Origin of the sequence: Belliella baltica DSM 15883 (assembly GCF_000265405.1) — a bacterium.
GTDB classification, from domain to species: Bacteria; Bacteroidota; Bacteroidia; order Cytophagales; family Cyclobacteriaceae; genus Belliella; species Belliella baltica.
Genome location: NC_018010.1, coordinates 2,007,587 through 2,032,500 on the forward strand (window position 1 = coordinate 2,007,587; position 24,914 = coordinate 2,032,500).

General features: G+C 36.0%; 23 protein-coding genes, 2 tRNA genes and 2 pseudogenes. 20 read left to right on the plus strand and 7 right to left on the minus strand.

The genetic code is table 11. The annotated features are described in order from the left end of the window. Nucleotides 1-4: 4 nt before the first annotated feature. Complete coding sequence (locus BELBA_RS09290) at nt 5-1,078, plus strand: alanine racemase (RefSeq protein ID WP_014772459.1); 1,074 nt, start codon at nt 5-7, stop codon at nt 1,076-1,078. 102 nt (nt 1,079-1,180) lie between these two features. Further along, nucleotides 1,181-1,783 (plus strand): porin family protein, encoded by a 603-nt coding sequence (locus BELBA_RS09295; RefSeq protein ID WP_014772460.1) that lies wholly within the window; start codon nt 1,181-1,183, stop codon nt 1,781-1,783. A 55-nt stretch (nt 1,784-1,838) separates the two neighbouring features. Here the strand turns inward: BELBA_RS09295 and ruvC are convergent, their stop codons facing one another. Next, nucleotides 1,839-2,420 (minus strand): crossover junction endodeoxyribonuclease RuvC, encoded by a 582-nt coding sequence (gene ruvC / locus BELBA_RS09300; RefSeq protein WP_014772461.1) that lies wholly within the window; start codon nt 2,418-2,420, stop codon nt 1,839-1,841. 21 nt (nt 2,421-2,441) lie between these two features. On the opposite strand from ruvC, the gene BELBA_RS09305 reads away from it, so the two are divergent. From BELBA_RS09305 to BELBA_RS09340, 8 genes are all read left to right on the plus strand, one after another. Then, nucleotides 2,442-3,548, plus strand: coding sequence for a glycosyltransferase (locus BELBA_RS09305; protein WP_014772462.1), 1,107 nt, complete (start codon nt 2,442-2,444; stop codon nt 3,546-3,548). Between the two features lie 98 nt (nt 3,549-3,646). Then, entirely contained in the window at nt 3,647-3,898 is a 252-nt protein-coding gene (locus tag BELBA_RS09310) for a hypothetical protein (RefSeq protein WP_014772463.1), read from the plus strand. Beyond that, the gene (locus BELBA_RS09315) at nt 3,888-5,117 is read left to right on the plus strand and encodes a PP2C family protein-serine/threonine phosphatase (RefSeq protein ID WP_014772464.1); all 1,230 of its coding nucleotides are present in this window, start codon (nt 3,888-3,890) and stop codon (nt 5,115-5,117) included. Before BELBA_RS09310 ends, BELBA_RS09315 begins: the two co-directional genes overlap by 11 nt. Nucleotides 5,118-5,120: 3 nt before the next feature. After that, on the plus strand, nt 5,121-5,750 hold the full coding sequence (locus tag BELBA_RS09320; protein WP_014772465.1) for a polysaccharide deacetylase family protein: 630 nt from the start codon (nt 5,121-5,123) through the stop codon (nt 5,748-5,750). Further along, nucleotides 5,747-6,850, plus strand: a complete 1,104-nt coding sequence (locus tag BELBA_RS09325; RefSeq protein WP_014772466.1) for a glycosyltransferase — start codon at nt 5,747-5,749, stop codon at nt 6,848-6,850. Before BELBA_RS09320 ends, BELBA_RS09325 begins: the two co-directional genes overlap by 4 nt. A 234-nt stretch (nt 6,851-7,084) precedes the next feature. Next, nucleotides 7,085-7,873, plus strand: coding sequence for a TatD family hydrolase (locus BELBA_RS09330; protein WP_014772467.1), 789 nt, complete (start codon nt 7,085-7,087; stop codon nt 7,871-7,873). Beyond that, nucleotides 7,863-8,942, plus strand: a complete 1,080-nt coding sequence (locus tag BELBA_RS09335; RefSeq protein WP_014772468.1) for an asparaginase — start codon at nt 7,863-7,865, stop codon at nt 8,940-8,942. The genes BELBA_RS09330 and BELBA_RS09335 overlap by 11 nt, the downstream gene beginning before the upstream one ends. Before the next feature lie 182 nt (nt 8,943-9,124). Beyond that, nucleotides 9,125-9,211, plus strand: a tRNA-Ser gene (locus BELBA_RS09340). A gap of 231 nt (nt 9,212-9,442) precedes the next feature. Here the strand turns inward: BELBA_RS09340 and BELBA_RS09345 are convergent. From BELBA_RS09345 to BELBA_RS20480, 4 genes and pseudogenes are all read right to left on the minus strand, one after another. Then, nucleotides 9,443-9,742, minus strand: coding sequence for a helix-turn-helix domain-containing protein (locus tag BELBA_RS09345; protein ID WP_014772469.1), 300 nt, complete (start codon nt 9,740-9,742; stop codon nt 9,443-9,445). A 4-nt stretch (nt 9,743-9,746) separates the two neighbouring features. Further along, on the minus strand, nt 9,747-10,082 hold the full coding sequence (locus BELBA_RS09350; RefSeq protein WP_014772470.1) for a type II toxin-antitoxin system RelE/ParE family toxin: 336 nt from the start codon (nt 10,080-10,082) through the stop codon (nt 9,747-9,749). Between the two features lie 358 nt (nt 10,083-10,440). Then, a pseudogene (locus tag BELBA_RS20475) lies at nt 10,441-11,094 on the minus strand (IS91 family transposase); the annotation flags it as partial. A gap of 186 nt (nt 11,095-11,280) precedes the next feature. Then, a pseudogene (locus BELBA_RS20480) lies at nt 11,281-11,505 on the minus strand (phage integrase N-terminal SAM-like domain-containing protein); the annotation flags it as partial. A gap of 1,377 nt (nt 11,506-12,882) precedes the next feature. On the opposite strand from BELBA_RS20480, the gene BELBA_RS09360 reads away from it, so the two are divergent. The 7 genes from BELBA_RS09360 (at nt 12,883) to BELBA_RS09390 (ending at nt 19,355) form a co-directional block, all read left to right on the plus strand. Then, nucleotides 12,883-13,683 carry a MotA/TolQ/ExbB proton channel family protein gene (locus BELBA_RS09360; RefSeq protein WP_014772472.1) on the plus strand — a complete coding sequence of 267 codons (801 nt, stop codon included), beginning with the start codon at nt 12,883-12,885 and terminating at the stop codon, nt 13,681-13,683. A 59-nt stretch (nt 13,684-13,742) separates the two neighbouring features. Continuing rightward, nucleotides 13,743-14,072, plus strand: coding sequence for a hypothetical protein (locus tag BELBA_RS09365; RefSeq protein ID WP_014772473.1), 330 nt, complete (start codon nt 13,743-13,745; stop codon nt 14,070-14,072). After that, a complete protein-coding gene (locus BELBA_RS09370) occupies nt 14,072-14,713 on the plus strand; it encodes an ExbD/TolR family protein (protein WP_014772474.1) in 642 nt (213 codons plus the stop codon). Before BELBA_RS09365 ends, BELBA_RS09370 begins: the two co-directional genes overlap by 1 nt. A gap of 1 nt (nt 14,714) precedes the next feature. Then, nucleotides 14,715-15,176, plus strand: a complete 462-nt coding sequence (locus BELBA_RS09375; protein ID WP_014772475.1) for an ExbD/TolR family protein — start codon at nt 14,715-14,717, stop codon at nt 15,174-15,176. A 102-nt stretch (nt 15,177-15,278) separates the two neighbouring features. Next, nucleotides 15,279-16,580: an MFS transporter gene (locus BELBA_RS09380; RefSeq protein ID WP_014772476.1), complete on the plus strand. Its 1,302-nt coding sequence runs from the start codon at nt 15,279-15,281 to the stop codon at nt 16,578-16,580. 1 nt (nt 16,581) lies between these two features. Then, nucleotides 16,582-18,057 (plus strand): bifunctional ADP-dependent NAD(P)H-hydrate dehydratase/NAD(P)H-hydrate epimerase, encoded by a 1,476-nt coding sequence (locus tag BELBA_RS09385; protein WP_014772477.1) that lies wholly within the window; start codon nt 16,582-16,584, stop codon nt 18,055-18,057. Nucleotides 18,058-18,107: 50 nt separating this feature from the next. After that, nucleotides 18,108-19,355 (plus strand): MFS transporter, encoded by a 1,248-nt coding sequence (locus tag BELBA_RS09390; RefSeq protein WP_041779302.1) that lies wholly within the window; start codon nt 18,108-18,110, stop codon nt 19,353-19,355. A 311-nt stretch (nt 19,356-19,666) separates the two neighbouring features. Here the strand turns inward: BELBA_RS09390 and asnS are convergent, their stop codons facing one another. Next, a complete protein-coding gene (asnS, locus tag BELBA_RS09395; protein WP_041779595.1) occupies nt 19,667-21,118 on the minus strand; it encodes an asparagine--tRNA ligase in 1,452 nt (483 codons plus the stop codon). A gap of 189 nt (nt 21,119-21,307) precedes the next feature. Between asnS and rpoN the strand changes: the two genes are divergently transcribed. Both rpoN and BELBA_RS09405 read left to right on the plus strand, forming a co-directional pair. Continuing rightward, complete coding sequence (rpoN, locus tag BELBA_RS09400; RefSeq protein ID WP_014772480.1) at nt 21,308-22,762, plus strand: RNA polymerase factor sigma-54; 1,455 nt, start codon at nt 21,308-21,310, stop codon at nt 22,760-22,762. Nucleotides 22,763-22,813: 51 nt separating this feature from the next. Further along, nucleotides 22,814-23,383 (plus strand): PA-phosphatase, encoded by a 570-nt coding sequence (locus BELBA_RS09405; RefSeq protein WP_245531157.1) that lies wholly within the window; start codon nt 22,814-22,816, stop codon nt 23,381-23,383. A gap of 170 nt (nt 23,384-23,553) precedes the next feature. On the opposite strand, the gene BELBA_RS09410 is transcribed toward BELBA_RS09405, so the two are convergent. Beyond that, a complete protein-coding gene (locus tag BELBA_RS09410) occupies nt 23,554-24,291 on the minus strand; it encodes a porin family protein (protein ID WP_014772482.1) in 738 nt (245 codons plus the stop codon). Nucleotides 24,292-24,467: 176 nt separating this feature from the next. Here BELBA_RS09410 and BELBA_RS09415 point away from each other — a divergent pair. Beyond that, a tRNA-Arg gene (locus BELBA_RS09415) sits at nt 24,468-24,541 on the plus strand. Nucleotides 24,542-24,914 lie beyond the last annotated feature (373 nt).

Consider the following 24,914-nt stretch of genomic DNA (forward strand, 5'->3'; position numbering starts at 1 on the left):
AACAATGGCATTTTTAAATTTATACAGAGGAAAATTAAAACAGAACTTTGGATTTCTCAAAGAACTATTCGAGTCAAATGATATTTCCTGGGGTGTAGTCTCCAAACTCTTTTGCGGTAACAGAGCCTATTTGAAAGAATTAATAGACTTAGGAGTAAGAGAGATTCACGACTCTAGAATCAGCAATTTAGCGAAAGTCAAAGAAATCAATCCCGATGTGCAAACTGTGTATATCAAACCACCCTCCAAAAGAAATATGGAGAAGATGGTGAGGTATGCCGATGTTAGTCTCAATAGTGAATTGACTACAATCAAATGGATCAGTGAAGAAGCTGTCAAGCAAAAAAGAAAGCACAAAATCATCATCATGGTAGAAACAGGCGATCTTCGAGAAGGAGTGATGGGAGATCATTTAATTGATTTTTATGCTGCCATTTTTGAGCTTCCGAATATTGAGGTGATTGGGCTTGGGACAAACCTCAATTGCCTCAATGGAGTTATGCCTTCTTCAGACAAATTGATACAGCTTTCGCTTTACAAGCAAATCATTGAATTGAAATTCAATAAAAAGATCCCTTGGGTCTCCGCAGGAACTTCTGTAACGATCCCCTTAATGCTACATCAGCAATTACCAAAAGGAGTCAATCATTTTCGTGTCGGTGAGACACTTTACTTTGGTATTGACCTCTTTGAAGAAAAAGTTATCGATGGAATGAATGGAGATGTGTTTGAATTATTTGCAGAAATTATCGAAATGCAAGAGAAGCCTTTATTACCATCAGGTTCTTTAGCCGCTAACCCTCAAGGAGAGGTAATTGAAATTGATGAATCTTTGTATGGAAAATCTTCATTTAGAGCCATATTGGACATAGGTCTGCTCGATGTAGATCCTAAACATCTAATTCCTGAAGATGGAGAATTTGAAATTTTAGGAGCTAGTTCTGATATGATTATTCTTAACCTAGGAATAAATGCTAAAAAATATAAAGTAGGTGATCTCGTGAAATTCAACTTGAAATACATGGGAGCGTTAGGTATAATGAATTCTAGTTACGTGGATAAGAAAATTAGTGATTAAAAGACCATTTCATTTTATTTTGAAGACCTGAGGATTATTTCTCAGGTATTTTTTTGGCATGATCTTCGTAATACTACTCATATAAACCAACTATTATTTACTATGAAAAAATCCATTTTATTATTAGCAATTATTGCCTTGTTTTCATTCGATATTCAAGCGCAGAGTGTACAAAGAAGTGATGCCGCTGGTGGGTTCGGAATTAGAGGAGGTGTAAACTTTTTCAATTTCGGCGGACAAGATGCTTCAAACAATGAATACACCAATAGAGCAGGTTTTCATGCAGGTATCTACTCTAATTTATTCTTAGGGTCGCGAATTGCTATAGAACCAGGGGTGTATTATTCTGTTAAGGGAACTCAAAATGATGATTTCGCAAACAGTAGGTCAGTATTGAATTACGTTGATGTGCCTTTATTGTTGAGGCTATACATCACAGATGGTCTGAATATCTTTGGCGGACCTCAGGCTTCATTTCTAGTTTCTTCAAAATTTGAAGGAGAATTTTTTGGTACGACATACTCTTACGATACAGAGGCTATTACCAAAACAGACTTAGGATTTGTAGTCGGCTTAGGCTATAATCTGCCTAAAGGAGTCAATCTCCAAGGTAGTTATGATTTCGGGACTTCACCAGTTTTTAAAGATTCTGATGCTGCAATTTATAACAGGGGCTTTAAGGTGTCTTTAGGATATAGTTTCTAATCACAATAAACACTAATATCCAGAAAGTTGCTTGATGAAAATCGAGCAGCTTTTTTTATTTGAGACCTTTTACCCGATCTGGATTTTCTTCAAGAAATGACTTCCAACCGGCATTTCTCCCCCTCGTTTGGATTCTTCCATCGTGAAAATGATGGCAAAGTGCAACAGCTAAAGCATCAGTCGCATCTAAAAGCTTTGGAATTTCTTTAATTTGTAATAATGTTTTGATCATTTCAGCAACTTGCTCTTTGGATGCATTACCATTGCCTGTGACAGATTGTTTCACTTTTTTAGGAGAATACTCTGTAATAGGAATTTCTCTTGCCAATGCTGCTGCCATGGCAACACCTTGCGCCCTGCCAAGCTTGAGCATGGATTGAATATTTTCTCCATAAAAAGGAGCTTCTAAGGCAACCGTATCAGGATGAAACTCTTCTATGATTCCAGTCACACGCTCAAAAATCTTTTTCAACTTCAACTCATGAGAAGCGTATTTCTTCAGATGGATTACTCCAAACTGCAACAAGGAATACTTCTTTCCAGTTATCAGAATCAATCCATAGCCCATTACATTAGTACCAGGATCGATACCTAATATGATTTTTTCCTTTCCCTCTTTTTTCTCTTCTTTACTCATCGATGCAATTTAATTGAATTCATGCTTATATTTTACCTGATTATCGGGATTGTTTATGCTTTTCTCCTACGAACTCTTGCCAATTCGTGGGAAAATGGTAACGAAAATGATGAGTTATCTTTTTCAAATGAAGCAGTTACGATTCTCATTCCTTTCAGAAATGAGGCAGAAAACCTCCCGAAAATTTTTAAGTCTATTGAGCAATTGAATCACCCTGAACTTTGCATACTTTGGATCAATGATCATTCAGAAGATTCTTCTGTTAGTGATTTAAATAAGCTAATTCATTCTGAAAATTTAAGATTTAATCATAAGCTCATACAAAGTGAACAAAAAGGTAAAAAGTCGGCTCTTGAAACGGGAGTGAAATATGCAGAATCTGAGTTTATTATTACTACTGATGCAGACTGTGAACATCCTTCGGAATGGATTAATTCCTTAATTTCTCGTTTTGAAAACCCCTCTATTCAAATGGTAGCAGGACCTGTGATGACAAAAGAAAACGAGAACTTTTTTCAAAGATTTCAACAAATTGAATGGGCTAGTATTCTTCTTGTAACGCAGTACGCAATCGCAAATAAAAATCCACTGATGTGTAGCGGAGCGAATCTGTGTTATAGAAAACAAGCTTTTCAAAAAGTAAATGGTTATCAAGGAAATATAAATATTCTGTCGGGAGATGATGAATTTCTGTTGAAAAAAATTGTTCATGAATTTGGAGCTGAAGCTATTAATTATGCAACTCATAAAGAAGCTTTGATCTTTACAAATGCTTCCAAAAACTGGACTGAATTATTTTCCCAGAGAGTGCGATGGGCATCGAAATACAAATCGCATAGCAGGTATCACTTTCTGTCTGCTTTGCTTCCTGCCTTTCTTCAACTATTTTGGATTTTAAGCATCGTCTTACCCATTTCGTATGGATTTGAAGGTTTGATCTTCTTTTTGCTAACTTGGTTATTGAAGATCATTATTGAGTATGCTTCGCTAAGCAAAATCACAAAGAAGTATAGTCTCAAATTAAACTCTCTTAATTTTTGCTATACGAGTTTGATCCATCCATACTATGTTTTGAGAACAGCTATTGGGGCGGTTTTTGGCAGGTATAGGTGGAAGGGAAGAAGCTGATGATAGATGATTAGCTCAATTTATTCTTGTTTAAATATTCTTAAAGCCTATTTTGATAGCTTGAAAAATCATAATTTAGCTAATAATTTTATAATACCATGACGAATGACGAGTTTGATCTGCTGGATGAATTATACTTTGTTCAACATTACAGTTATTTAAAAGATACTTTAGGCTGGGAGGACGATCAGCTTTTGGTTACATTGCAATCTCTTTTTGAGAAACAATTTATCAAATGCTTGTATGAGCCAGATGAGGAAGTTTTTGATGAAATAGATCTTAAAGCAAAAGCGAAAGATCTTTACTATTTGGCATCAAAAAAAGGCTTAATGAATCACAATGCTTTATAATTCAGAATTGACTACAGAAACCGTAAAATATCAAAGAAAAGAACTCGAACTGAAGGCTTTGTTGGAGATCACTCAAGCGATCAATGAAAATAAAACATCTTCGGTTCTTTTGAACATATTTAAATTTACCTGCCTGGTACATTTGAATATCCGTTCTCTTTTGCTTTATGTAGTAGATCAAAATGGATACAAACAAAATATAGCTCACGGAATCAAATCTCCCATTCCAGACATCATTCCTGTAGATAAGGTAAAAGATGATATAATTAGCGGAGAACTGAATATAGAGGTTGAAGAAGGTTATTCCTTCAATGAATTAGAAACCTACCTTCCTGTATATCATAAAGATAAAATGCTGGCCATCTTGTTTTTGAAAAAGAAAGATGACACCGGTGAATTAGACTTGGATTTTACTCAAGCATTGACCAATATATTGGTAGTAGCACTAGAGAATAAGCGATTTGCAAGAAGACAATTAGAGCAAGAGAGGTTGAAAAAAGAAGTGGAAATTGCCTCAAATGTTCAGAGAATGCTTTTTCCTTCAAATCTTCCTCAAAATGGAAAGCTGAAAGCGAAGGTGACCTATATTCCACATTCCACAGTTGGTGGAGATTATTACGATTTAATCCAAAAATCGGAGGATGAAGTATTTTTTTGTATCGCAGATGTGTCTGGTAAAGGAATGCCTGCAGCTTTATTAATGTCAAATTTTCAAGCAGCCTTAAGAACCTTGTTAAGAAGTTCTTCAGATCTTCAAATGATTGTCGAACAATTGAACTATACCATTTTTGAAAATACTGGTGGAGAGAAATTCATTACTTTCTTTCTTGGATATTACAATTTCAAAAACAGGGAGCTCAAATACGTCAATGCAGGTCACAATCCTCCTGTATTATGCTGGGAAGGCGAGAGAAGAAGCGAAGTTCTAGGAGCAGGGACAACTATCCTAGGAGCATTTGAGCATCTGCCATTTTTAGAAATTGGCGAGCGATCGCATTTGAAAAATTTCAATATTCACCTTTATACGGATGGATTAACTGAAAATTTCAATGATCATAATGAAGAATATGGTGATGAACGCTTTGAAAAATATATAAAGACAAACTTATGCGTTGACCCAGAGGTTTTTCATGAAGCTTTTTTTAAAGAGTTGGAAGCTTTTTCTAATGGAGTAGAGAGAATGGATGATATTACCTTGTTAAGCCTAAGATTTGCCTAGCTTATGGTTATTCATCATGTTCCTACCTTTATCCCAAGACTATTCAAGCATTTTACATGGCATAAGGATAGGTCAGAAAAGAAAGTTTACCTTACTTTTGATGATGGGCCAGTTCCAGGCGTGACTGACTTTGTATTGAATGAGTTAGAGCGCTTTGAGATGAAAGCGACTTTTTTTATGGTTGGTGATAATGTCAAGAAAAATCCTGAATTAGCAAAAGCGGTAAGAGACAGAGGCCATGCAATCGGTAATCATACATTTCATCATGTAAATGGCTACAAAACTCCTGATCAGCTTTATTTGAAAGAAGTAGCAGATTGTCAGTCTATTTTGGAAGAGGTTTTGGAAGTGAAGACAAATGTATTCAGACCACCTTATGGAAGGATAACCAAAAGCCAATACAATTCACTAAAGTCTCAACATGAAATCATCATGTGGGATGTGCTTTCTGGAGATTATGACTTAAGACAAACTTCTGAAAAATGTCTCCATAAATCTATCAAGTACACACAAAATGGATCGGTAATTGTTTTTCATGATCAAATCAAAACAGAAAGAGTTATCAAAGAAGTTTTACCTTCATATTTACAATTTGTCCATAAATCTGGTTTCGAGACAGCCACTCTTATATGATAGCGATTGAATTGATTGGTGTAATGTTGCTTTTGTCCCAAAATTTATTTCTGGTAGTCTTTTTACGGACTAATTTTAGAAATTTTTCTAAATTAAAAATCAAAAAATTCCCTGAGATTTCAATTTTGATCAGCGCTAGAAATGAAGCGCACAATCTTCCAGTCTGCCTTGAAGCATTAGCCAAACTGGATTATCCAAAAGATAAACTTCAAATCCTCTTGGCAAATGACAACAGCGATGATGAGACAGCGCACATACTTCAATCATGGACATCTTCTTATGCATTTGCAGATTATTTTGAGGTTAGAGAAAATCTAGGTAAAAAAAAGATCAATGGAAAGGCCAATGCTTTGGCGCAAATGGCAGAAAAAGCCACAGGAGAGTTTTTACTTTTTACCGATGCTGATTGTATCGTTCCTCCTTCTTGGGCAAAAGAGATGACTGCCGCTGCTCTTCATTCTAAAGTTGGTTTCGTGACTGGAGTCACTTCAATTAAAATAGAGGGTTTGTTTTCCCGCATGCAAGACTTAGATTGGATTTTTACTTTGGGAATGGTCAAAATTGTGTCTGATTTAGGGGTTCCTGTAACTTCGATGGGGAATAACATGTTGATTACCAGAGAGGCCTATGATGCTGTTGGGGGTTTTGAGGGGATTGATTTTTCATTGACTGAAGATTTTGAAATTGCCAGAGCAATTCAAAAGAAGAATTTTACGGGTAACCATCAATTTGGATCCCGAAATCTGATTCTTACAAATGCTCAGCCTTCTTGGGGAAGCCTTTGGGAGCAAAGAAAAAGATGGATGTATGGGGCGATGAAATTGCCTTTTTTTATTAAATTATTGTTGGCCTTACAAGCACTTTTTTTGCCTCTCGTTTTATTGTTGATTTTCAATTACGGTTGGTTAGGCTGGATCTTTTGGGCAACTAAGATGACATTACAGTCTTATTTTATTTATTACCTAAAAAAGAAAATTGATCAAAAAATCAATCCTATTTATTTTCTGATTTTTGAAATATATTATTTATTCACTGCTTGGACGACTATACTTTATTATTTTTGGCCTTCCAAGACAAGTTGGAAAGGAAGAAAATACTAAGCTTCACTGCGGCGGGTTGAAAAATTTGGGAGTTGCTTGAGCCTTTTGATTTAAATGCTTATCACCTTCCGAAAAGTCAAAAATCTAAGTTCTAAAATCAAAAAGAGATATCTCACATTCGTTCGATATGACAATTAAACCGCAAAAGATATCTTTGTGCTCTTTGGGTATCCTTGGTGTCAAGAGTGGTTTCTCAAAAATCAAAAATTAAAAATATAAAATCTACAATAACAGATGCTTTACCCTTTCTCAGATACCCACGCACATATTTATTCATCCAAGTACGATTCTGATCGAGAAGAGGTGATTCGTGAGACCTTTGAGGCTGGAGTAGAAAAAATTTATATGCCTAATGTGGATATAAATACTATTGATGGCATGTTGGAAGTAGAGCTTAAGTATCCGAAAAACTGCCTTCCAATGATGGGACTACATCCTTGTGATGTTACCAAGGATTTTGAAAAATCACTTTATGTAATGGAAGATTGGATTAATAAAAGAGATTTTGCAGGAATTGGTGAGACTGGCTTAGATTTATATTGGGACAAAACCTTTTTTGAGCAGCAAAAAGAAGCTCTTCGCATTCAAGTTCAATGGGCAAAAGATAAAAAATGGCCTATAATTCTCCATTGTAGAGATTCCATGGATGAGACGATTGAGATCATTAAAGAAATGCGGGGAGAGGATCTCCGAGGAATTTTTCATTGCTTTACAGGTTCAATTGCGCAAGGCAAGCAAATAACCGAAATGGGGTTTTTGCTTGGCATAGGGGGAGTATCGACCTACAAAAATGGTGGGTTGGATAAAGTTTTACCTGAAATTGGTTTGGAGCATTTGGTGCTTGAGACTGATGGTCCTTATCTTGCTCCTATTCCACATCGTGGAAAAAGAAACTCTCCGGCTTATATTCCTATTATTGCTCAGCGAGTAGCTGATATATTTGAGACGAGCATGGAGGAAGTTTCTCACATTACCCAAAATAACACAAAACTTATTTTCCATAATTTCCACCATGAATTATAAGATCGTAAGATTAAATACTGCCGCCAAAAGTGAAATCACTTCCTCTGTTTTGATCATCTATACAGGTGGGACACTCGGGATGGCTTATGACGATAGTGGAGCGTTGGTTCCTTTCAATTTTGGCCAAATTCTCGACAAAATCCCAACAATGACCAGTATGAATGCTGCCATTACTGTGATTTCATTCCCCGAACCTATTGACTCTTCCAATGTGAATATGAGCCATTGGGTGGATATGGCATATATCATTTATGAAAATTATGATAGCTATGATGGTTTTGTAGTCCTACACGGAACTGATACTATGGCTTATTCTGCTTCTATGCTGAGCTATATGCTCAAAGGACTCAGTAAACCGGTTATATTTACAGGAGCTCAATTGCCCATTTCAGCGATGCGCTCTGATGCAAGGGAGAACTTAATGACTTCTCTTGAAATCGCTATGGCCAAAGCTAATGGAAAGCCAATTGTACCAGAGGTATGTATTTTTTTTAATCACATGCTCTTGCGTGGAAATAGATCTAAGAAAGTTCAAAGTGTCCATTTTGATGCTTTTGAGTCTGAAAATTATCCTCCATTGGCGGAATCGGGTATTATCATTGATTACAATTATGCCTCGATCAAGCCATTTGAAGAAGGGAAAAAATTGAAATACTTCAATCGTCTAGACAATAGAGTGATGGTCTTAAAGCTCTTTCCAGGAATCACCCAAAAAATCATAGATAGCTGCTTTGAAATTGAGGGATTGCGAGGAGTAGTTTTGGAAACCTACGGCTCTGGCAATAGCCCAAGTGAAGAATGGTTTATCCAATCAATGGAAAAAGCAGTGAAAAAGGGGTTGATTATTCTCAATGTTTCACAATGTAATGGCGGAAGAGTAATCCAAGGTCGATACGAGACAAGCAAAGATATGAAGCGGATTGGGGTATTGAGTGGGGGAGATATTACCACCGAAGCAGCAATTACCAAGATGATGTTTTTGCTTGCCAACGAAAGCAGCGACGCAGAAATTAGACGAAAGTTGATAACTCCTATAGCGGGTGAGATGTCTCTTACAGCACAGAACTAATCAGATTCCTGTAAACGGCACAACACAGAAAAAGTAGACTTTCACTTATCTTATTCGCATACAGTTACTTTGAGGAAATGTGAGGTTCAGGAAGAAGATATAATTCGGGAAAAGTAGGATAAAGTTTGTTTAGGCTAAGTTTTATAATTTTCTTTGCAGTCCGATTCACATTAAGACCAATTAGAGAGGTGTCCGAGTGGTTGAAGGAGCACGCCTGGAAAGCGTGTATACCCGTGAGGGTATCGAGGGTTCGAATCCCTTCCTCTCTGCAAAATAAAATCCTAACTTACTGATTTATTGTGAGTTAGGATTTTTTTATTTTTGATTAGGGTAGATTTGAGGGAAGGATTTAACGTGCCGCGGCTTGGAGACGGTGGGCATTCGGAACCGTTCTCTTCCAGCCTACTCCTAACTTCTTTAAGGTACTAAACTTTCTATTTACACGGAACCGCCCGCTGTCTTCCAAGGTGATGTTAGAGTGCGTTATTCCTTTCGAATGCTCACAGGAATGTTAACCCAATTCTTTTATTCAATCCTTGTTCGAAAATCCGGATCAAAGTTGACAACTGAATATTTCCTTTACCATTTTCAATCTTTGAGATATAACTTTTCTTTGTTCCTGCTTTTTCTGCCAATTGTTCTTGAGTCAGATTTGCTTCCTTCCTCGCTTCTTTTAGCATTTCGCTGATGATGAACATCTGAGCATTTTCTTCATACTTATTTCTGCTTTCACTTCCAATTTTTCCGTGCTCAAGTTCAATCAGTTCATCGAATGTTTTGACTTTGCTATAATCCTTCATGATCTTATTTCTTTGTTTGAAAATATTCCTTCATTAACCTTTCTGCTTTCTCCAATTCATTCTTCGGAGTCTTTTGGGTCTTTTTTTGAAAACCGTTGAACAGAACCACCAGCCTTCCTTCATCAAAGCAGCAAAAGATCCTGAAAATATTTGATTGAAACTCAACTCTTATTTCATATAACCCCTCAGTTCCTTCAAGATGCTTGAGAAACTTTTCCGGTACCCTTTCCACTTGCTTGATCAGTTCAAATACATATTGGATCTTACTTTTAACCTTATCATCCTGGCTTTGGTAAAATTCAATAAAGTGGTTTTCATAAAAAATGATCTTCCTTACCATATTCACAAAGTTATCTCAAAAGATAACATTTTCCAAAAATGCAGCGGTTTCTTTTAATGCACTCTAACGTAAAGTGTTTTAGACGCAATCTACCTAAAAAAATAACTATAATAAATAGTTCTATCAAGATTGCGATTAAAACATAGTTGGACTAAGCCGTGCTACCTCTATGGGTATTTATATGCTTTTGTTTTGGTTTATTTTGATCAGTTATGCTTTTTCTCTTGAGGTGAGACTATTTTTTTGGTCTATTCTTTTGCTTTTTCTCTTTGAATCGGGCATATCTTTCCCAATAACATACTTTTCTGTTTTTGTTTTTACTTCAGTTTTTCAAAGAACTTCAATCTACCAATTTTATTTAAGGAGCTTCTCCTTTCTCTTCTCGGATACCAAATACCATCTTCCCCGATTTGCAACATGGACATTTGAACATTTCATCTCCAAAGATCTCTCTCAATACTTCATATGTACTCAAGCCCTGATAAAATGAAATCAACCTGGGTTTTTTTAAAAGCCGAAAGCATTCATCCATTTTTGTAGCGCTATTAGTAGAAGCCATTATGCCATAATATCTGATTTTGTAAAAACCTGAGGGAAGGATATGTTGCATAAACCTTCTGACAAACTCAGCACAGTCAAGTGTCAGTGTCTTGCTTTTGTTGTCACGGTAATCCTTCCACTGAAACCTGACCGTATGCCCATCAGTAGCCAAAATCCTGCTATTGCTTATGGCTACCCTGTGAGTATATCTTCCAAGATAGGAAACCACTTGGTTGGCTCCCTTGAACGTTTTCTTGACATAGACATTCCATGGCTTTTCATAAGCTTTGCTTTTTATGGATTTTATATCACCATACAATACATCTTGACTTTTCGGTATCTTCAACTCCTTTGACTGTATCGCTCCAATAAGTCTTTCCATAAACACTCCCCTGAAAATTGCAGACAGCGCTTTGATCGGTACAAAGAACTTTTTGTTAGCATGTATCCACTGCATCCCGTCACTGTCAATATCGGATGGTTTTAGACTAATCACCTCCCCAAGCCTGAGGCCTGATCCATACGCAAGAGCTATGAGACAGTAATGCTTCCTATTCCGAATACTATTAAGAATTTGAGATATTTCCTCTTTGGAAAAAACAGTAGGAAGAATTTTAGGACGTCTTGGACGCTTGATCTTCACAGGATCCCACTCTCTACCCAAAACATCTTTAAAAAGTATCTTGAAACCACTGATAGTCTGATTTACCGAGGATGCCGAAAGTTTATCTTGTTCGATTCTGGTGAATAAATAATGCTTTAACTCGGCTATACTGATCAGGTCAGGGCTTTTTCCAAAGTACTTGGAAACTATTGAAACAAGACCAATGTAAGTCTTGATACTTCTTGGAGAGTAATGCCGATAAGACATCTCTTCAAACATCCTTTGACGCAAACTTTTTTTCCATGATGAAATAAATTAAAGATTTAACATGGTATAAATTTACGATAAACATCAAAAAATCAACCACTTGAAGGTAAGCTAAAAACTACCGACGAAGGAGGTTTGGTTCAACAGGGTATTTTTGATCAAATTTGAGAGTAATTGAACAGAAAAGTAATTTTCTTTTCCCTTAAAGCTAAAAACTTCTGGGGAAAGATGAGTTTAGATCTTGATTCAATTTTTGAAATTGTTAGAGAATTGATTAAAAAACTCGTGAAGTGTGGAACTTAGATTCAAAATTCATCTTTAACCAAAGTGAAGGCTAATAATGATTTAGCCCGCTTCGAGGCTACCACCGCTAAATCCGTGGTCATCCATTTAACCTTTCACCTTTAACCTTTTTCCTTTATCATTGTGTTTCCTCAGTAACCCCCTCGACATTCGAAATTCAACGTTCAACATTCATCATTTTTTTTACCCTTCATTCATTCAATCTCCTCCTTTTAATCCATTTCCTCGGCAATCCTCGGCAATCCTCGGTGCCTTCTCTGTGCCGCTCTGTGTAATAAAAGAACTTTCTTTACCTCAATTCCAAATATCAACTATTATACTTCGAAGTCTTCGTGTCAATCCATATCGCTTCAGCGCCAGAAATATAAACCCCCTCTAAATCAAATTTCAATTCATCAGTTCCTAACCCTCGTTCAATTAGTAGTCATCCTTTAACCTTCCCCCTATTTACACAGCCATATCTCCTTAGTGCTTAGCTAGTCTCTAAGTAGATATTAATCATACGATTACCCTAAATAAACAAGTATTAACTCCGTATTAAGTCCGTATCAACGCCATATCAAACATATTTTAGATTAGATATCAATTAGACATAAAGCCACTTAAGAAGAGTAATTGGGGTCTATTCTATTAGATGCTATCTATTTACCATTCGGATTTGCTCCCTAACAAAAAACATTAAGCACAATAAAGATTATTCTTACCAACTAAGTTTAAATTCTTTTTAATAACATTGACTTTCTAAATAATAATTAGTTAAATTTGAGGAGATGAAAAAATCTTTTCTGAGTATTTAGATGGTTGAAAAATTATAGTTGGTCAAAAGAATACTAGGCAATACCAACACCAATAACAGAAATAATCCACTTACTTTAGTTTATTCCCTTTCACATAAATTGTCTAATTACTTCATATTGGATAATTTAGCTTGCGAAGCGATTCTAAAAATGATTAGAGTAATTATTTTCTTAAAAAAATATGAAGCAATCCCTTGCATTTTGAATTGAAAAAATGATAACTTTAAAATCTAAATATTAAAATTAGAAACCGTTTAACCTTTATTTAAAGTCTATTAAAATCTACATTATGAAAAAGTTAATCGCTTTATTCATGCTATCCGGAATCCTTTTATCTCCGGTTATCTCGAAAGCACAAGACGCAGACCAAGATTCTGCAGCAGTTGGAACTGAAGTCGTTGAAGCAGAAGAAGTTGCTCCGGCCATCGTCGATGATGAAATTATCGAGGAAGAAAAAGGATTTCACCAAGTTATCAAAGAGAAATTTATTGAAGGTGATCCAACTTACATGACTCCAGTATTGATCTGTTTGATCTTAGGTCTTGCTGTTGCTTTAGAAAGAATTGTTACTTTGAATCTTTCTACTACAAACACTAAAAAATTGTTAGCTAAAGTAGAAGAAGCTTTAGAACAAGGTGGTATTGAAGCTGCTAAAGATGTAACGAAAAGCACTAAAGGTCCTGTAGCATCTATTTTCACTCAAGGTTTGATGAGATATTCTGAAGGTATCGAGATGGTTGAAAAATCAATCATTGCTTACGGTTCAGTAGAAATGGGTAGATTGGAAAAAGGTCTTGTTTGGATCTCTTTGTTTATCTCTCTAGCTCCAATGCTTGGTTTCATGGGTACTGTTATCGGTATGATTGGTGCATTTGACTCAATCGAAGCTGCAGGTGATATCTCTCCTTCATTGGTAGCAGGTGGTATTAAAATCGCCCTTTTGACTACAGTAGCTGGTTTGATCGTTGCGATTATCCTTCAGTTATTCTACAATTACTGTGTTGCAAAGATCGATTCTTTGGTTAACGACATGGAGGATGCTTCTATCTCTTTGGTAGATATCCTAGTGAGGCATAAATTGACTAAGTAATTACTGGTTGATTATTAGTGTCAACTATTAATTATTTATAACATAAGCAATAAATCAATATGGATTCTATAGATATTTTCTTAACACTATCCTACGTTTTGATTGCAATTGGTGTTGTTGTGGCTGTCTTAATGCCACTAATCAAATCACTTGACAATCCAAAAAGCTTGTTGAAAACAGGTGTGGGTGTAGTAGGATTGGTAGTATTGATATTTATATCATATTCCCTTTCTGATGGAGAGGTTACTGCAAAATTTGCAGCAGAACCTTATAGCATGACCACTACATCTACCAAATTTGTTGGTGCAATTCTAGCATCTACTTATTTTCTTGCAATCTTAGCAATAGTAGGTATAGTGATAACAGAACTCAATAAGGCAATAAAATAATGGCAAGGAACAAAAATAGAACAAGTCAAGAGGTAAATGCAGGTTCTATGGCAGATATTGCCTTCCTGTTACTTATCTTCTTCCTTGTTACCACTACGATTGCTTCTGACAAGGGTATCTTGAATATCCTTCCGCCTAAGCAAGACCCGAACATTCCACCACCTGAAGTACCTCTCAATGAGAGAAACATTTTCAAAATATTGGTCAACTCAAATGATCAATTGCTTGTGGAAGGTGAGTACCTAGATAATACAGATGCATTATCTGAAGATATTAAAGCTTTTATCTTGAATTTTGGAGCACCAACTCCAGAGGCGATGGAGCTTTTCAATAGCTTGCCTCAGTCATTAAAAGCTCAGGCTAACAGAGATGCAACTTCTTCAGATCATCCTATGTCAGGTGGTGCTGTAGTTTCTATCAAATCAGATAGAGGTACATCATATGATAAGTATCTGGAAGTATTAGATCAGGTGAAGAGAGCTTACTTCGAAATATATGCTGAGAGAGTAGGGATTACAGCTGAACAGTACAGAGCACTCTCTGGTAAGACAGCTGCCGAAAAAGAACTTCAGGATCGTGGTAAAGAAGGAATTCCAATGGCTATATCAATAGCGGAACCAGATAAAACAGGAGGAAATTAATATGTCTAAGTTTAAGAAAAAGAATAAGGTTAAGGAAAATATTCCTACCTCAGCTTTGCCTGATATCATTTTCATGCTTCTTTTCTTCTTCATGGTTACCACTGTTTTGAGAGAAAATGATATGCTTGTAGAACAAAAAATTCCTCAAGCTACTCAATTACAGAAACTGGAAAAGAAAACTTTGATCTCTTATCTTTATGTCGGTAAGCCTAAGAATACAGCATTGTATGGTACAGAGCCACGAATTCAAGCAAATGATGCTTTAATTAACACTTCTGATATCATTCTTTGGGTCAATCAAGAAAAAGACAAGTTGTCAGAAGCAGAAAGAGATATGATTACAATCTCTTTGAAAGCTGATAGAGATGTTAAAATGGGACCAATTTCAGATATTCAATTTGAATTGAGAGAAGTTGATGCAAGAAGAGTACTTTATGCATCTGTTGGTAAAATTCAAAATTAGTTTTGGTGAAATTAATTTTAAAGCCACTCCTTCGGGAGTGGTTTTTTTTTGTTCTGATATGTAAGATTATATGTGTTAATTTCTGAAATTATTATCTCCAATATGAATAAAAGGAAAATCCAAAATGCTTGGGCAATGTATGACTGGGCTAATTCAGTATATAGCCTTGTCATTACCTCCACTATTTTCCCAATTTATTTCAATAGTGTTACCAAAACAGAGGAACGTGGAGATCTTGTTAGCTTCTTTGGAGTAGAAGTAGTCAATACTGTCCTTTATTCTTATTCAATTTCTTTTTCTTTCTTAATTATTGCTTTGATTTCCCCTTTATTATCTGGAATAGCAGATTCAGGTGGAAAGAAATTGGTGTTTATGAAGTTCTTTGCTTATCTGGGTTCTTCGGCTTGTGTGGGTTTATTCTTTTTTGATGGAGATAATCTTGAATTTGGAATTATTTGTGCAGTCTTGGCAAGTATAGGTTATGCGGGAAGTATTGTTTTTTATAATGCCTACTTACCTGAAATCGCCACTGAAGATGAATTTGATTTTCTGAGTGCCAAAGGTTTTTCTCTTGGATATATTGGTAGTGTAATTCTGCTAATTGTCAATTTGGCTATGATAGAATTGCCGGAAACCTTTGGTCTTGCTGATGGAGGAGAAGCTGCAAGATGGTCTTTTTTGATCACTGGCATCTGGTGGGCTGGTTTTTCTCAAATTACTTTCCGACTTCTTCCAAATAACCCGTATAAGAAAAAGTTGAGTAAAGAAATCCTTTTGGCAGGTTATAAGGAAATTAGAAATGTCTTCTATAAAGTCAAAAAATCAACTGTAATGAATAGGTTCTTGGCAGCTTTTTTATTTTATAGCATGGGTGTGCAGACTGTTATGTACTTAGCCGCAACTTTTGGAGACAAAGAGCTTGGACTACCAGGCGATAAACTGATTATCACAATCTTAATTATTCAAATAGTTGCTATAGTTGGAAGTTACCTTTTTGCTTTTATTTCGAAATTATATGGTAACAAAGCTTCTTTAGTTGTTATGGTTTTTGTTTGGGTATTTATTTGTGCTGGAGCGTACTTTGTTCAGACTGCCAATCAATTTTTTGCTTTGGCATTTGTTGTCGGGATGGTAATGGGAGGAATACAATCACTATCAAGATCTACCTATTCAAAGTTGATTCCTTCTGATACCACAGATCATGCTTCTTATTTTAGTTTCTTTGATGTAACAGAGAAAATAGCTATCGTTTTAGGAACATTCTCGTATGGATTTATTGAACAATTAACAGGAAATATGAGAAATAGCTCCTTAGCACTTGGTTTATTTTTCTTTGTTGGCCTAGGGTTTTTAATTTTATTAAAAATACCAAGACGTGATTTAGAAAAACCAGCGCTGACTTAATATGTTTCCAATCATTCAAGGCAATCAAATTCAAAAAATAGATGTAGCATATTGCTCAGCTGAAGGAATAAGTTCATTAGAATTGATGGAAAGGGCTGCAAAATCGTTTGTGGACTGGTTAATTCCGCAGATGCAAAATAGCAAAGGTCGATTTTATGTTTTTTCCGGACCTGGAAATAATGGAGGGGATGGAGTCGCAATAGCCAGATTACTCAAATATTTGAATCATTCTGTTCACTTGATCTATATAAAAGATGTAGATCAATGCTCCAATGATTTTCAAAGGAATTTTGAAAGATTGCCTGAAGGAGTAGAAATTTGCAGATTTGATTTATGGAATGGAAAAATTGAACCTGATTCCATAATAATTGATGCCATTTTTGGGGTTGGGATCAATAGGCCTTTAGAGGGAACTTACCTGAGGGTAATTCAAACACTAAATAAACAGGTTGGGCTTAAAATCTCGATTGATATCCCATCAGGACTTCCTGCTGATCAAGCTTCATTTGGTGAAGTATTCAAAGCAGACCATACGGCTACTTTTCAATTTCCTAAGTTGAGTCTATTATTTCCAGAACATGCGCTAGTTACCGGAGAACATCATGTTTTGGATATAGGAATGTCAGACTCTTTTCTTAATAAGTTTGAAAATGGAAATTTCTATTTGAAACAAAATGATATCCTAGGCCTTCATCGTACTTTTCATCGCTTTAGCCACAAAGGAAATTTTGGTAAAGTTTTATTTTTGGGTAGTGAGCAAGGTAAATTTGGGGCTATTAATTTATCTGGGTACGCTTCATTGAGGACAGGGTCAGGCTTAGTACATTTGGCTCCTCAAATAGAAAATACTTTTGCCTTCAATACCCTTGTTCCTGAGTTGATGCTTTATCAAGATTCTTCTAAATCGAGTCTCTATCAGTTTGATGCCATTGGCATTGGTCCAGGCTGGGGAATGGGTGTTGAAAAGGACTATTTCAAATCTATTTTTGTAAGATTCAAAAGGCCCATGGTGATTGATGCTGATGGGCTGAACTTATTAGCAAAATATCCAGAGTTGAAGAAAGAAATTCCTGAGAATAGTATTTTGACGCCCCATTTAAAAGAATTTGAAAGATTGGTTGGTGAATCTGCTAATCATCTTGAACGAATTGAGAAAGCAAGTTCCTTAGCGAAAGAATTTAAAGTAATTGTAATTTTAAAGGGTGCACATAGCTTGATTGCTTTGCCTGATGGAAGGAGAATATTCAATTCTTCGGGAAATCAATATATGGCTACAGCTGGCTCAGGAGATGTCTTGACTGGGATGCTTACTTCATTTTTGGGACAGGGTTATCTCCCAGAGCATGCTGCTATTTGTGGAGTATTTCATCATGGATTGGCAGGCGAGATTGCTTCAAAGAGTAAACGAAGAGGAATGACTGCCTCGGATATCATAGAAGCTATCCCTGATACTTTTATAAAATTGAACCTGCTTTAAGAACTTATTCTATTTTGAGAGGGTTTACTTTCCATATTTTGGAAGGTATAATGAAGAACGAGAAACTTTTGCTGTGGATTTTAGCAGCAATCAATTTTACACATATTGTAGATTTCATGATATTGATGCCGCTTGGGCCTCAGTTGATGAGAATATTTGAAATTAGTCCAAGAGAATTTGGACTTTTGGTTTCTTCTTACACTTTTGCAGCTGGACTGAGTAGCTTTTTGGGCGCTTTTGTTTTAGATAAATATGACCGCCGATCAATCATGATGTGGGTTTTTCTAGGCTTCTTTCTTGGAACTCTGGCCTGTGCATTTTCTCCAAATTACCCAATCTTACTCTTGGCAAGAATCATTTCTGGACTATTTGGAGGATTAACTTCAGCATTGATTTTAGCGATAATTGGAGATGTTGTACCAGATGGTAGAAGAGGAAGAGCCATGGGCTTAGTCATGGCCGCATTCTCTGTGGCATCCGTATTTGGTGTTCCATTTGGTTTGTTTATTGCCAGTTTATCAAATTGGCATGCACCTTTTCTTTTTCTTGCTAGTATTTCCGCAGTTATTTTTTGGATGATTTATAAATATGTACCTTCTATCACAGCGCATATTGTTGCAAAACATGATAAACCATCACCAATTCAAGTTATCAGAAGAGTGACTAGCAATAGGAATCAAATGCGAGGGATTACACTGACTGTAATGATGATGTTAGGTCAGTTTATGATCATTCCTTTTTTGAGTCCTTATATGGTAGCAAATGTAGGTTTTACGGATATGGAGCTTACTTATATCTATATGGCTGGTGGCGCATTTACTATTTTCACATCTCCGTGGGTAGGGAGAATGACGGATAAATATGGGAAAGTAAAGATTTTCTCGATTTTCATGACGCTGAATGTTATTCCGATCGCTGTGATTACGCATTTGGGAGCAACTCCAATCCCTTACGTACTTTTAATTTCAACCATGTTTTTTGTAACATCAAATGGAAGAATGGTTCCAGCTTCTGCTTTGATTACAGGAACCGCTAGGTCAGAAAATAGAGGTAGCTTCCTAAGTTTTAACTCCGCAGTTCAACAATTATCCGCAGGATTAGCTTCCTTTGTCGCAGGTTTGATCTTGGCTGAGAACATCAACGGAGAATTGGTCAATTATAATATTGTCGGTTATATCGCCATAGTTTTCAGCTTATTGACTTTACCCTTGATTAGAAGGATTAAAGTAGTAGATACAGAAGCAATAGTGTCTGTCGCAGAAAGCGAAACCAATAAAATTAAGCTGACTCAAAAATAATAAAGTCTGAGGTTTTCGCCTCAGACTTTATTTTTATTAATTAAAACACTTGCTCATTAGGAGGATATCAAATTCTCACATTGAACACTTTTTGCCATACTAATAACTGATCGACTAATCAACTGATAATGATTATTTGCATAATTGTAATTATTTAAAAAGATTTCCGCCTACATTCCACTAGCCACTTAAAATAATGTAAATACTATATTAGAGGCTGATTGTCAACAGTCGACCGTCGAATGTTGACAATCAGCATGATTATTATTGATAAATATGCATTGTAGAATTATAGCAGATATCACATTTTATTAGAACTCCGCACTTCCAGGTGTTCTCGGGAATGCAATCACATCTCTGATATTTCCCATGCCTGTCACGAACTGAACAAGTCTTTCAAATCCAAGACCAAATCCTGCATGTGGAGTAGCACCAAATCTGCGGGTATCTAAATACCACCACATTTCATCTTGTGGAATGTTCATTTCCTCCATTCTTGCTGTAAGGTTTTCTAATCTTTCTTCTCGCTGTGAGCCCCCGACAATTTCTCCAATTCCTGGGAAAAGGATATCCATGGCAGCAACAGTCTTTCCATCTTCATTGAGTCTCATGTAGAAGGATTTGATTTCTTTTGGATAATTAGTGAGGATAACTGGCTTTTTGAAATGCTTTTCAACCAAGAATCTTTCATGCTCAGACTGCAAATCGGCACCCCACTCCTCAATCAAGTACTGGAATTTTTTCTTCTTGTTGGGGTTGGAGTTTCTGAGAATATCGATTGCCTCTGTATAAGTTAATCGCTCAAATTTATTCTCAGTTACAAATCTCAGCCTCTCCATCAGACCTAATTCACTTCTTTGATCTGCTTTTTTGCTCTGCTCTTCCTCTGCCGCTCTCTTATCTAAAAAGGCTAAATCATCCTGACAATGTTCTAAAGCATAACGAATCACATACTGAAGAAAATCTTCAGCAAGATCTTGGTTGTCTTCAGCATCGTAAAATGCCATTTCCGGTTCAATCATCCAAAATTCAGCAAGATGTCTTGTTGTGTTGGAGTTTTCAGCACGGAAGGTTGGACCAAAAGTGTAAATTTCAGCCAAAGCCATCGCTGCCAATTCTCCTTCGAGTTGACCTGATACAGTTAGGTTAGCCTCTCTTTCAAAGAAATCTTTTTTATAATTAATACTACCATCTTCGTTGAGAGGAGGGTTTTTCAGATCAAGCGTTGTTACCTTGAAAGTTTCTCCTGCTCCTTCAGCATCAGATGCTGTGATGATGGGTGTATGGATATAAAAAAAACCTCTATCATTGAAATATTTATGGACAGCATAAGCCAAAGTATGCCTTACTCTGAATACAGCACCAAAAGTATTGGTTCGCATCCTCAAGTGAGCGATTTCTCTCAAAAACTCAAGTGAATGTTTCTTAGGTTGTAAAGGATATTTTTCAGGATCTGCCTCTCCAAGGATCTCAATAAAAGAGGCTGAAATTTCAGAACTTTGTCCTGCACCTTGAGAAGCGACGATTTGCCCAGTGATTTTGATACAGGTTCCTGTTGTGATTTTCTTTAATATATCTTCTTCAATAATAGTCGGATCAGCTACTACTTGATAATTGTTGATGGTGGAACCGTCATTTAAAGCAACGAACGATACATTCTTATTACTTCTTTTAGTTCTTACCCAACCCATCAAGGTCACTTCTTGACCTACAAAATCGCTTTCTAGTAGTGATTTGATTTTTATTCTTTTGTTGAATGCCATGACTTTCTTTGTTAAATCCAGTTCTTGTGCCCTTCCCAATTTTTGAGGATTAACAAGTGGAATGCAAAAAAACGATATAATAAGCTTTTTATCAAAAATTTGATCTAATTTCCTAAATTTGAAAACCAAAAAGATTTAAAGTCTCTAAAAGGGCTGATTAATTTTTATCACAATTCGTCATTATTCTATATGCAAAAACTTAATTTAAGTCAGGTTCTTTCCCAAAAGCTGTCTCCTCAGCAGATTCAGTTTATCAAATTACTCCAAGTGCCAACAGCCGAGTTGGATGCAAGAGTAGAAGAGGAGCTTGAGATTAATCCTGCATTGGAGGAAGGCCGGGATGAAGAGGAGAAAAATCCAGAAGAAGAGTTTCCTGAGAATTTCGATGAAGACATGGGTTCCAGAGAAGGGGATGTCAATATCGATGATTATCTCAATGAAGATTATGGCGGTTACAAAATGCAGGGAGATGGAAATTACTCCCCTGATGACGAAGATAGAGAAATTCCCATTTCTGGTGGCGTCTCTCTTCATGAGCAATTGATAGCTCAATTGAGTTACCTAAAGCTTGATGAAACGCAGCAGCTTATTGGAAGACAATTGATTGGAAGTATTGAGAATGATGGGTATATAAGAAGGGATTTGGAGTCAATCATCAATGATTTGGCTTTTGGCCAAAATGTAGAATCTGATCTGGATGAAGTAGAGGAAATTTTAAGGAAAATCCAAAACTTTGATCCTCCAGGAATAGCGGCTCGAAACCTTCAGGAGTGTTTGTTAATTCAATTAGAAAGAAAAGAGCATCCAGATGATCCTCATGTTCAGAATGCAGTAAGGATTATAAATGACTGCTTTGAAGAATTTACCAAGAAGCACTATACCAAAATTCAAAAAAAGCTCAATATTGAAGATGATGAATTGAAAGAGGCTGTTCATTTGATTACTCGTCTCAACCCTAAGCCAGGAGGGATTTCTGATGGAATGGTCAAAACTCAATATATCATTCCTGACTTTATCTTGTCAAATGTCAATGGAAAGTTTGAAATCTCTCTTAATTCTAAAAATGCACCAGAACTCCGAGTGAGTAAATCTTATTCAGAGATGTTTGAGGCGTATGACAAAAGTGATAAGAAGGATAAGAAACTTAAAGAGACGGTTACCTTTGTCAAGCAAAAACTAGATGCTGCTAAATGGTTTATTGATGCCATCAAACAAAGACAACATACTCTACTCAAGACGATGCAGTCTATTTTGGATTATCAAGAGGAGTTTTTTCAAGAGGGAGACGAAACCAAATTGAAACCGATGATCTTAAAAGATATCGCCGATCGAATAGAAATGGATATTTCTACAGTGTCGCGGGTTGCTAATAGTAAAGCCATTCAAACAGAATTTGGGATTTATCCTTTGAAATACTTCTTTTCAGAAGGTATTGCCACGGATTCTGGAGAAGATGTAAGTAACAAAGAAGTGAAAAGTGTGTTACAAACATTGGTAGATGGTGAAAATAAGAGAAAACCATTATCCGACGATAAACTCGTGAAACTATTGAATGATAAAGGGTATAATATCGCTAGGAGAACAGTTGCTAAATACAGAGAGCAGTTGCAGATCCCTGTTGCTAGATTAAGGAAAGAGTTGTAAGTGTATAAGAGATTTTCAGAATTAATATCGCTGGTATTTCAACCCTTGTTGATGCCGTCCCTTATTTTTGCATTTTTGCTTTTCGGTCTCCCAGATTCTGTGATGTTGAAAAGCGGAAATCAAGGTTTGGTGTTTTTCGTAATTGTTGCCAATACATTTATTATCCCTTTAGGAATATTAATGACAATGCGATTTACTAAGGTCATCCCGTCTCTTCGAATGGAGGATCGAAGAGAACGGATTTTTCCTTTTTCCATAATCAGTTTGCTTTACATGATTACGGCTTATTCCTTTTATATAAAAGATTGGATTGACTATAAGTTGATCTTTGCACTTTTTATAATTACGATTTGTTTGATTTTATTGACTGCAATTAGTTTTTTTTGGAAAATCAGCGCACACATGATAGGAGTGGGAGGTTTGTTAGGGATAATCTTAGCCTACAGTATGAATATCCAAAATCATAATTTCTTGTATTATACGCTTGCAGCAATTTTGTTGTCAGGTGTCATTGGTACATCAAGACTTCACCTTAATGCACACACAGCACTTGAAGTTCTTGCTGGCTTTTTATTGGGATTTGGAGTTTGCTTTGGTTCCAGTTTGATGATTTGGGCATAAAAAAACCGACGCGAAGTCGGTTTTTTTAATTTCTTTATTACCAGTACTTAATCATATTTTAATTTTCAATTTCTTTAGAGATACTGATTTTTGATCGGTTAATAAATCATCAGTGGTAAATCAATTGCCTGATTTGTCTATAAGTATCTGTTTGCTGAGAATTAATTTTCTTAAAACAAAGCCACTGAAATACCAAAATTAAACTGGGTCGCTTGCGTTGCAAAAGGCCCTTTGTCTTTTTGGAATACTTGGTTCAAGCCATAATATCCCCAAATATTAAAGCCTGGAAAACCTAAGCGGGAATAAACACCATATCTAATTGGCGAGACCCCAAAATTTTGTCTGTCTTTTACTTTTCTTTCTAAACCTTCACTATCTTTATAAGCGACTTTTGTTTGTGAATTAAGTAAAAATCCCACTTTACCACCGATGGCTACTTTCATACTTTTCTGATAGTTACTCCTCTTGAAATGATATCGGATTTCTAAAGGAATATCAAAATATGTCATTGATACATTATTAGTATTGATGACAATATCATCCCCATAGACTTCTCTAATATCTAATAATTGGCTTGATTCAGGTCCTATTGCAGGATTGTTGAAGAGTGTTCTGTCTTCAGTAAAAGCAAGTTTGTCGGTGCCAATCCCAATACCTGGGTTAAATGTAAAGCCAGAGCCCTCTCCGAATAAATTGATCGGAGCTTGATAATAGACATTGAAAGTTCTAGAAGGAAAAAAACGAGTTGATAAATCATCAGGTTTATTGTTCAATGTATTGAAACCAAAATCCACAAGAAGGTCACCTTTTACATCAGGTCTTCCACCTATTGGTGTTTTGGTTCGTTCTTGTGCAGATACACTGAAAGTAATTAATCCTACTATGAATAATAAAGTTAGTCGTTTCATGAAAGAGATAATTGTATTAAAATTGATCGGCTAAATTATGAAAACCTCAGCGATTTATATTCCTTTTTATCTTAATTATTCTTAATTGCTAAAGTTAGAGGTCTGATTATTTTCAAAAAACCTCAGAGTTTCTGTTTGTATATATAAAAATCATATCTACCTTTGCAATCCCAAATGGCTTCGTAGCTCAACTGAATAGAGCACCTGATTACGGCTCAGGAGGTTTCAGGTTTGAATCCTGACGAGGTCACTATTTAATCCTTTAAAAGTATCGGATTTCCCAATAAAGCAATAAGATTTTTAACAGGAGTTTGGTGATACCAATCAATTTTCGCAATTGTCCCCCCTGTTAGACGTTTGTTCCTATCCCCTACATCTGTTTTAGAAAGTTAGCGCTTTGCCTACAAGCAATATAAATCTGGACAAATCTGTAGAGAGTTTAAGATTGAAGGTTATTTATATTCTTTCTCAACCTTTTCAAAAAAATAATCCGAACAGCATACTCGTTCATATCCTAAGTAGTTGATTTCGGATGTTTTTCCTGACTGTTAAAAGTCGAAGCTATTTGAGTATAATATCTGAAGATTCTTCACAATAAATATAGTGCTCTAAATTGAAGGTGC

What these genes read in the sequence shown, in the direction of transcription:
- BELBA_RS09390 (WP_041779302.1), top strand. Translation starts at nt 18,108, where the DNA reads ATGAAGAACGAGAAACTTTTGCTGTGGATTTTAGCAGCAATCAATTTT.
- BELBA_RS09320 (WP_014772465.1), top strand. Translation starts at nt 5,121, where the DNA reads ATGGTTATTCATCATGTTCCTACCTTTATCCCAAGACTATTCAAGCAT.
- BELBA_RS09315 (WP_014772464.1), top strand. Translation starts at nt 3,888, where the DNA reads ATGCTTTATAATTCAGAATTGACTACAGAAACCGTAAAATATCAAAGA.
- BELBA_RS09345 (WP_014772469.1), bottom strand. Translation starts at nt 9,742, where the DNA reads ATGAAGGATTATAGCAAAGTCAAAACATTCGATGAACTGATTGAACTT.
- BELBA_RS09335 (WP_014772468.1), top strand. Translation starts at nt 7,863, where the DNA reads ATGAATTATAAGATCGTAAGATTAAATACTGCCGCCAAAAGTGAAATC.
- BELBA_RS09360 (WP_014772472.1), top strand. Translation starts at nt 12,883, where the DNA reads ATGAAAAAGTTAATCGCTTTATTCATGCTATCCGGAATCCTTTTATCT.
- BELBA_RS09380 (WP_014772476.1), top strand. Translation starts at nt 15,279, where the DNA reads ATGAATAAAAGGAAAATCCAAAATGCTTGGGCAATGTATGACTGGGCT.
- rpoN (WP_014772480.1), top strand. Translation starts at nt 21,308, where the DNA reads ATGCAAAAACTTAATTTAAGTCAGGTTCTTTCCCAAAAGCTGTCTCCT.
- BELBA_RS09350 (WP_014772470.1), bottom strand. Translation starts at nt 10,082, where the DNA reads ATGGTAAGGAAGATCATTTTTTATGAAAACCACTTTATTGAATTTTAC.
- BELBA_RS09330 (WP_014772467.1), top strand. Translation starts at nt 7,085, where the DNA reads ATGCTTTACCCTTTCTCAGATACCCACGCACATATTTATTCATCCAAG.
- BELBA_RS09295 (WP_014772460.1), top strand. Translation starts at nt 1,181, where the DNA reads ATGAAAAAATCCATTTTATTATTAGCAATTATTGCCTTGTTTTCATTC.
- BELBA_RS09385 (WP_014772477.1), top strand. Translation starts at nt 16,582, where the DNA reads ATGTTTCCAATCATTCAAGGCAATCAAATTCAAAAAATAGATGTAGCA.
- BELBA_RS09310 (WP_014772463.1), top strand. Translation starts at nt 3,647, where the DNA reads ATGACGAATGACGAGTTTGATCTGCTGGATGAATTATACTTTGTTCAA.
- BELBA_RS09405 (WP_245531157.1), top strand. Translation starts at nt 22,814, where the DNA reads ATGCCGTCCCTTATTTTTGCATTTTTGCTTTTCGGTCTCCCAGATTCT.
- BELBA_RS09325 (WP_014772466.1), top strand. Translation starts at nt 5,747, where the DNA reads ATGATAGCGATTGAATTGATTGGTGTAATGTTGCTTTTGTCCCAAAAT.
- BELBA_RS09375 (WP_014772475.1), top strand. Translation starts at nt 14,715, where the DNA reads ATGTCTAAGTTTAAGAAAAAGAATAAGGTTAAGGAAAATATTCCTACC.
- asnS (WP_041779595.1), bottom strand. Translation starts at nt 21,118, where the DNA reads ATGGCATTCAACAAAAGAATAAAAATCAAATCACTACTAGAAAGCGAT.
- ruvC (WP_014772461.1), bottom strand. Translation starts at nt 2,420, where the DNA reads ATGAGTAAAGAAGAGAAAAAAGAGGGAAAGGAAAAAATCATATTAGGT.
- BELBA_RS09410 (WP_014772482.1), bottom strand. Translation starts at nt 24,291, where the DNA reads ATGAAACGACTAACTTTATTATTCATAGTAGGATTAATTACTTTCAGT.
- BELBA_RS09365 (WP_014772473.1), top strand. Translation starts at nt 13,743, where the DNA reads ATGGATTCTATAGATATTTTCTTAACACTATCCTACGTTTTGATTGCA.
- BELBA_RS09305 (WP_014772462.1), top strand. Translation starts at nt 2,442, where the DNA reads ATGCTTATATTTTACCTGATTATCGGGATTGTTTATGCTTTTCTCCTA.
- BELBA_RS09290 (WP_014772459.1), top strand. Translation starts at nt 5, where the DNA reads ATGGCATTTTTAAATTTATACAGAGGAAAATTAAAACAGAACTTTGGA.
- BELBA_RS09370 (WP_014772474.1), top strand. Translation starts at nt 14,072, where the DNA reads ATGGCAAGGAACAAAAATAGAACAAGTCAAGAGGTAAATGCAGGTTCT.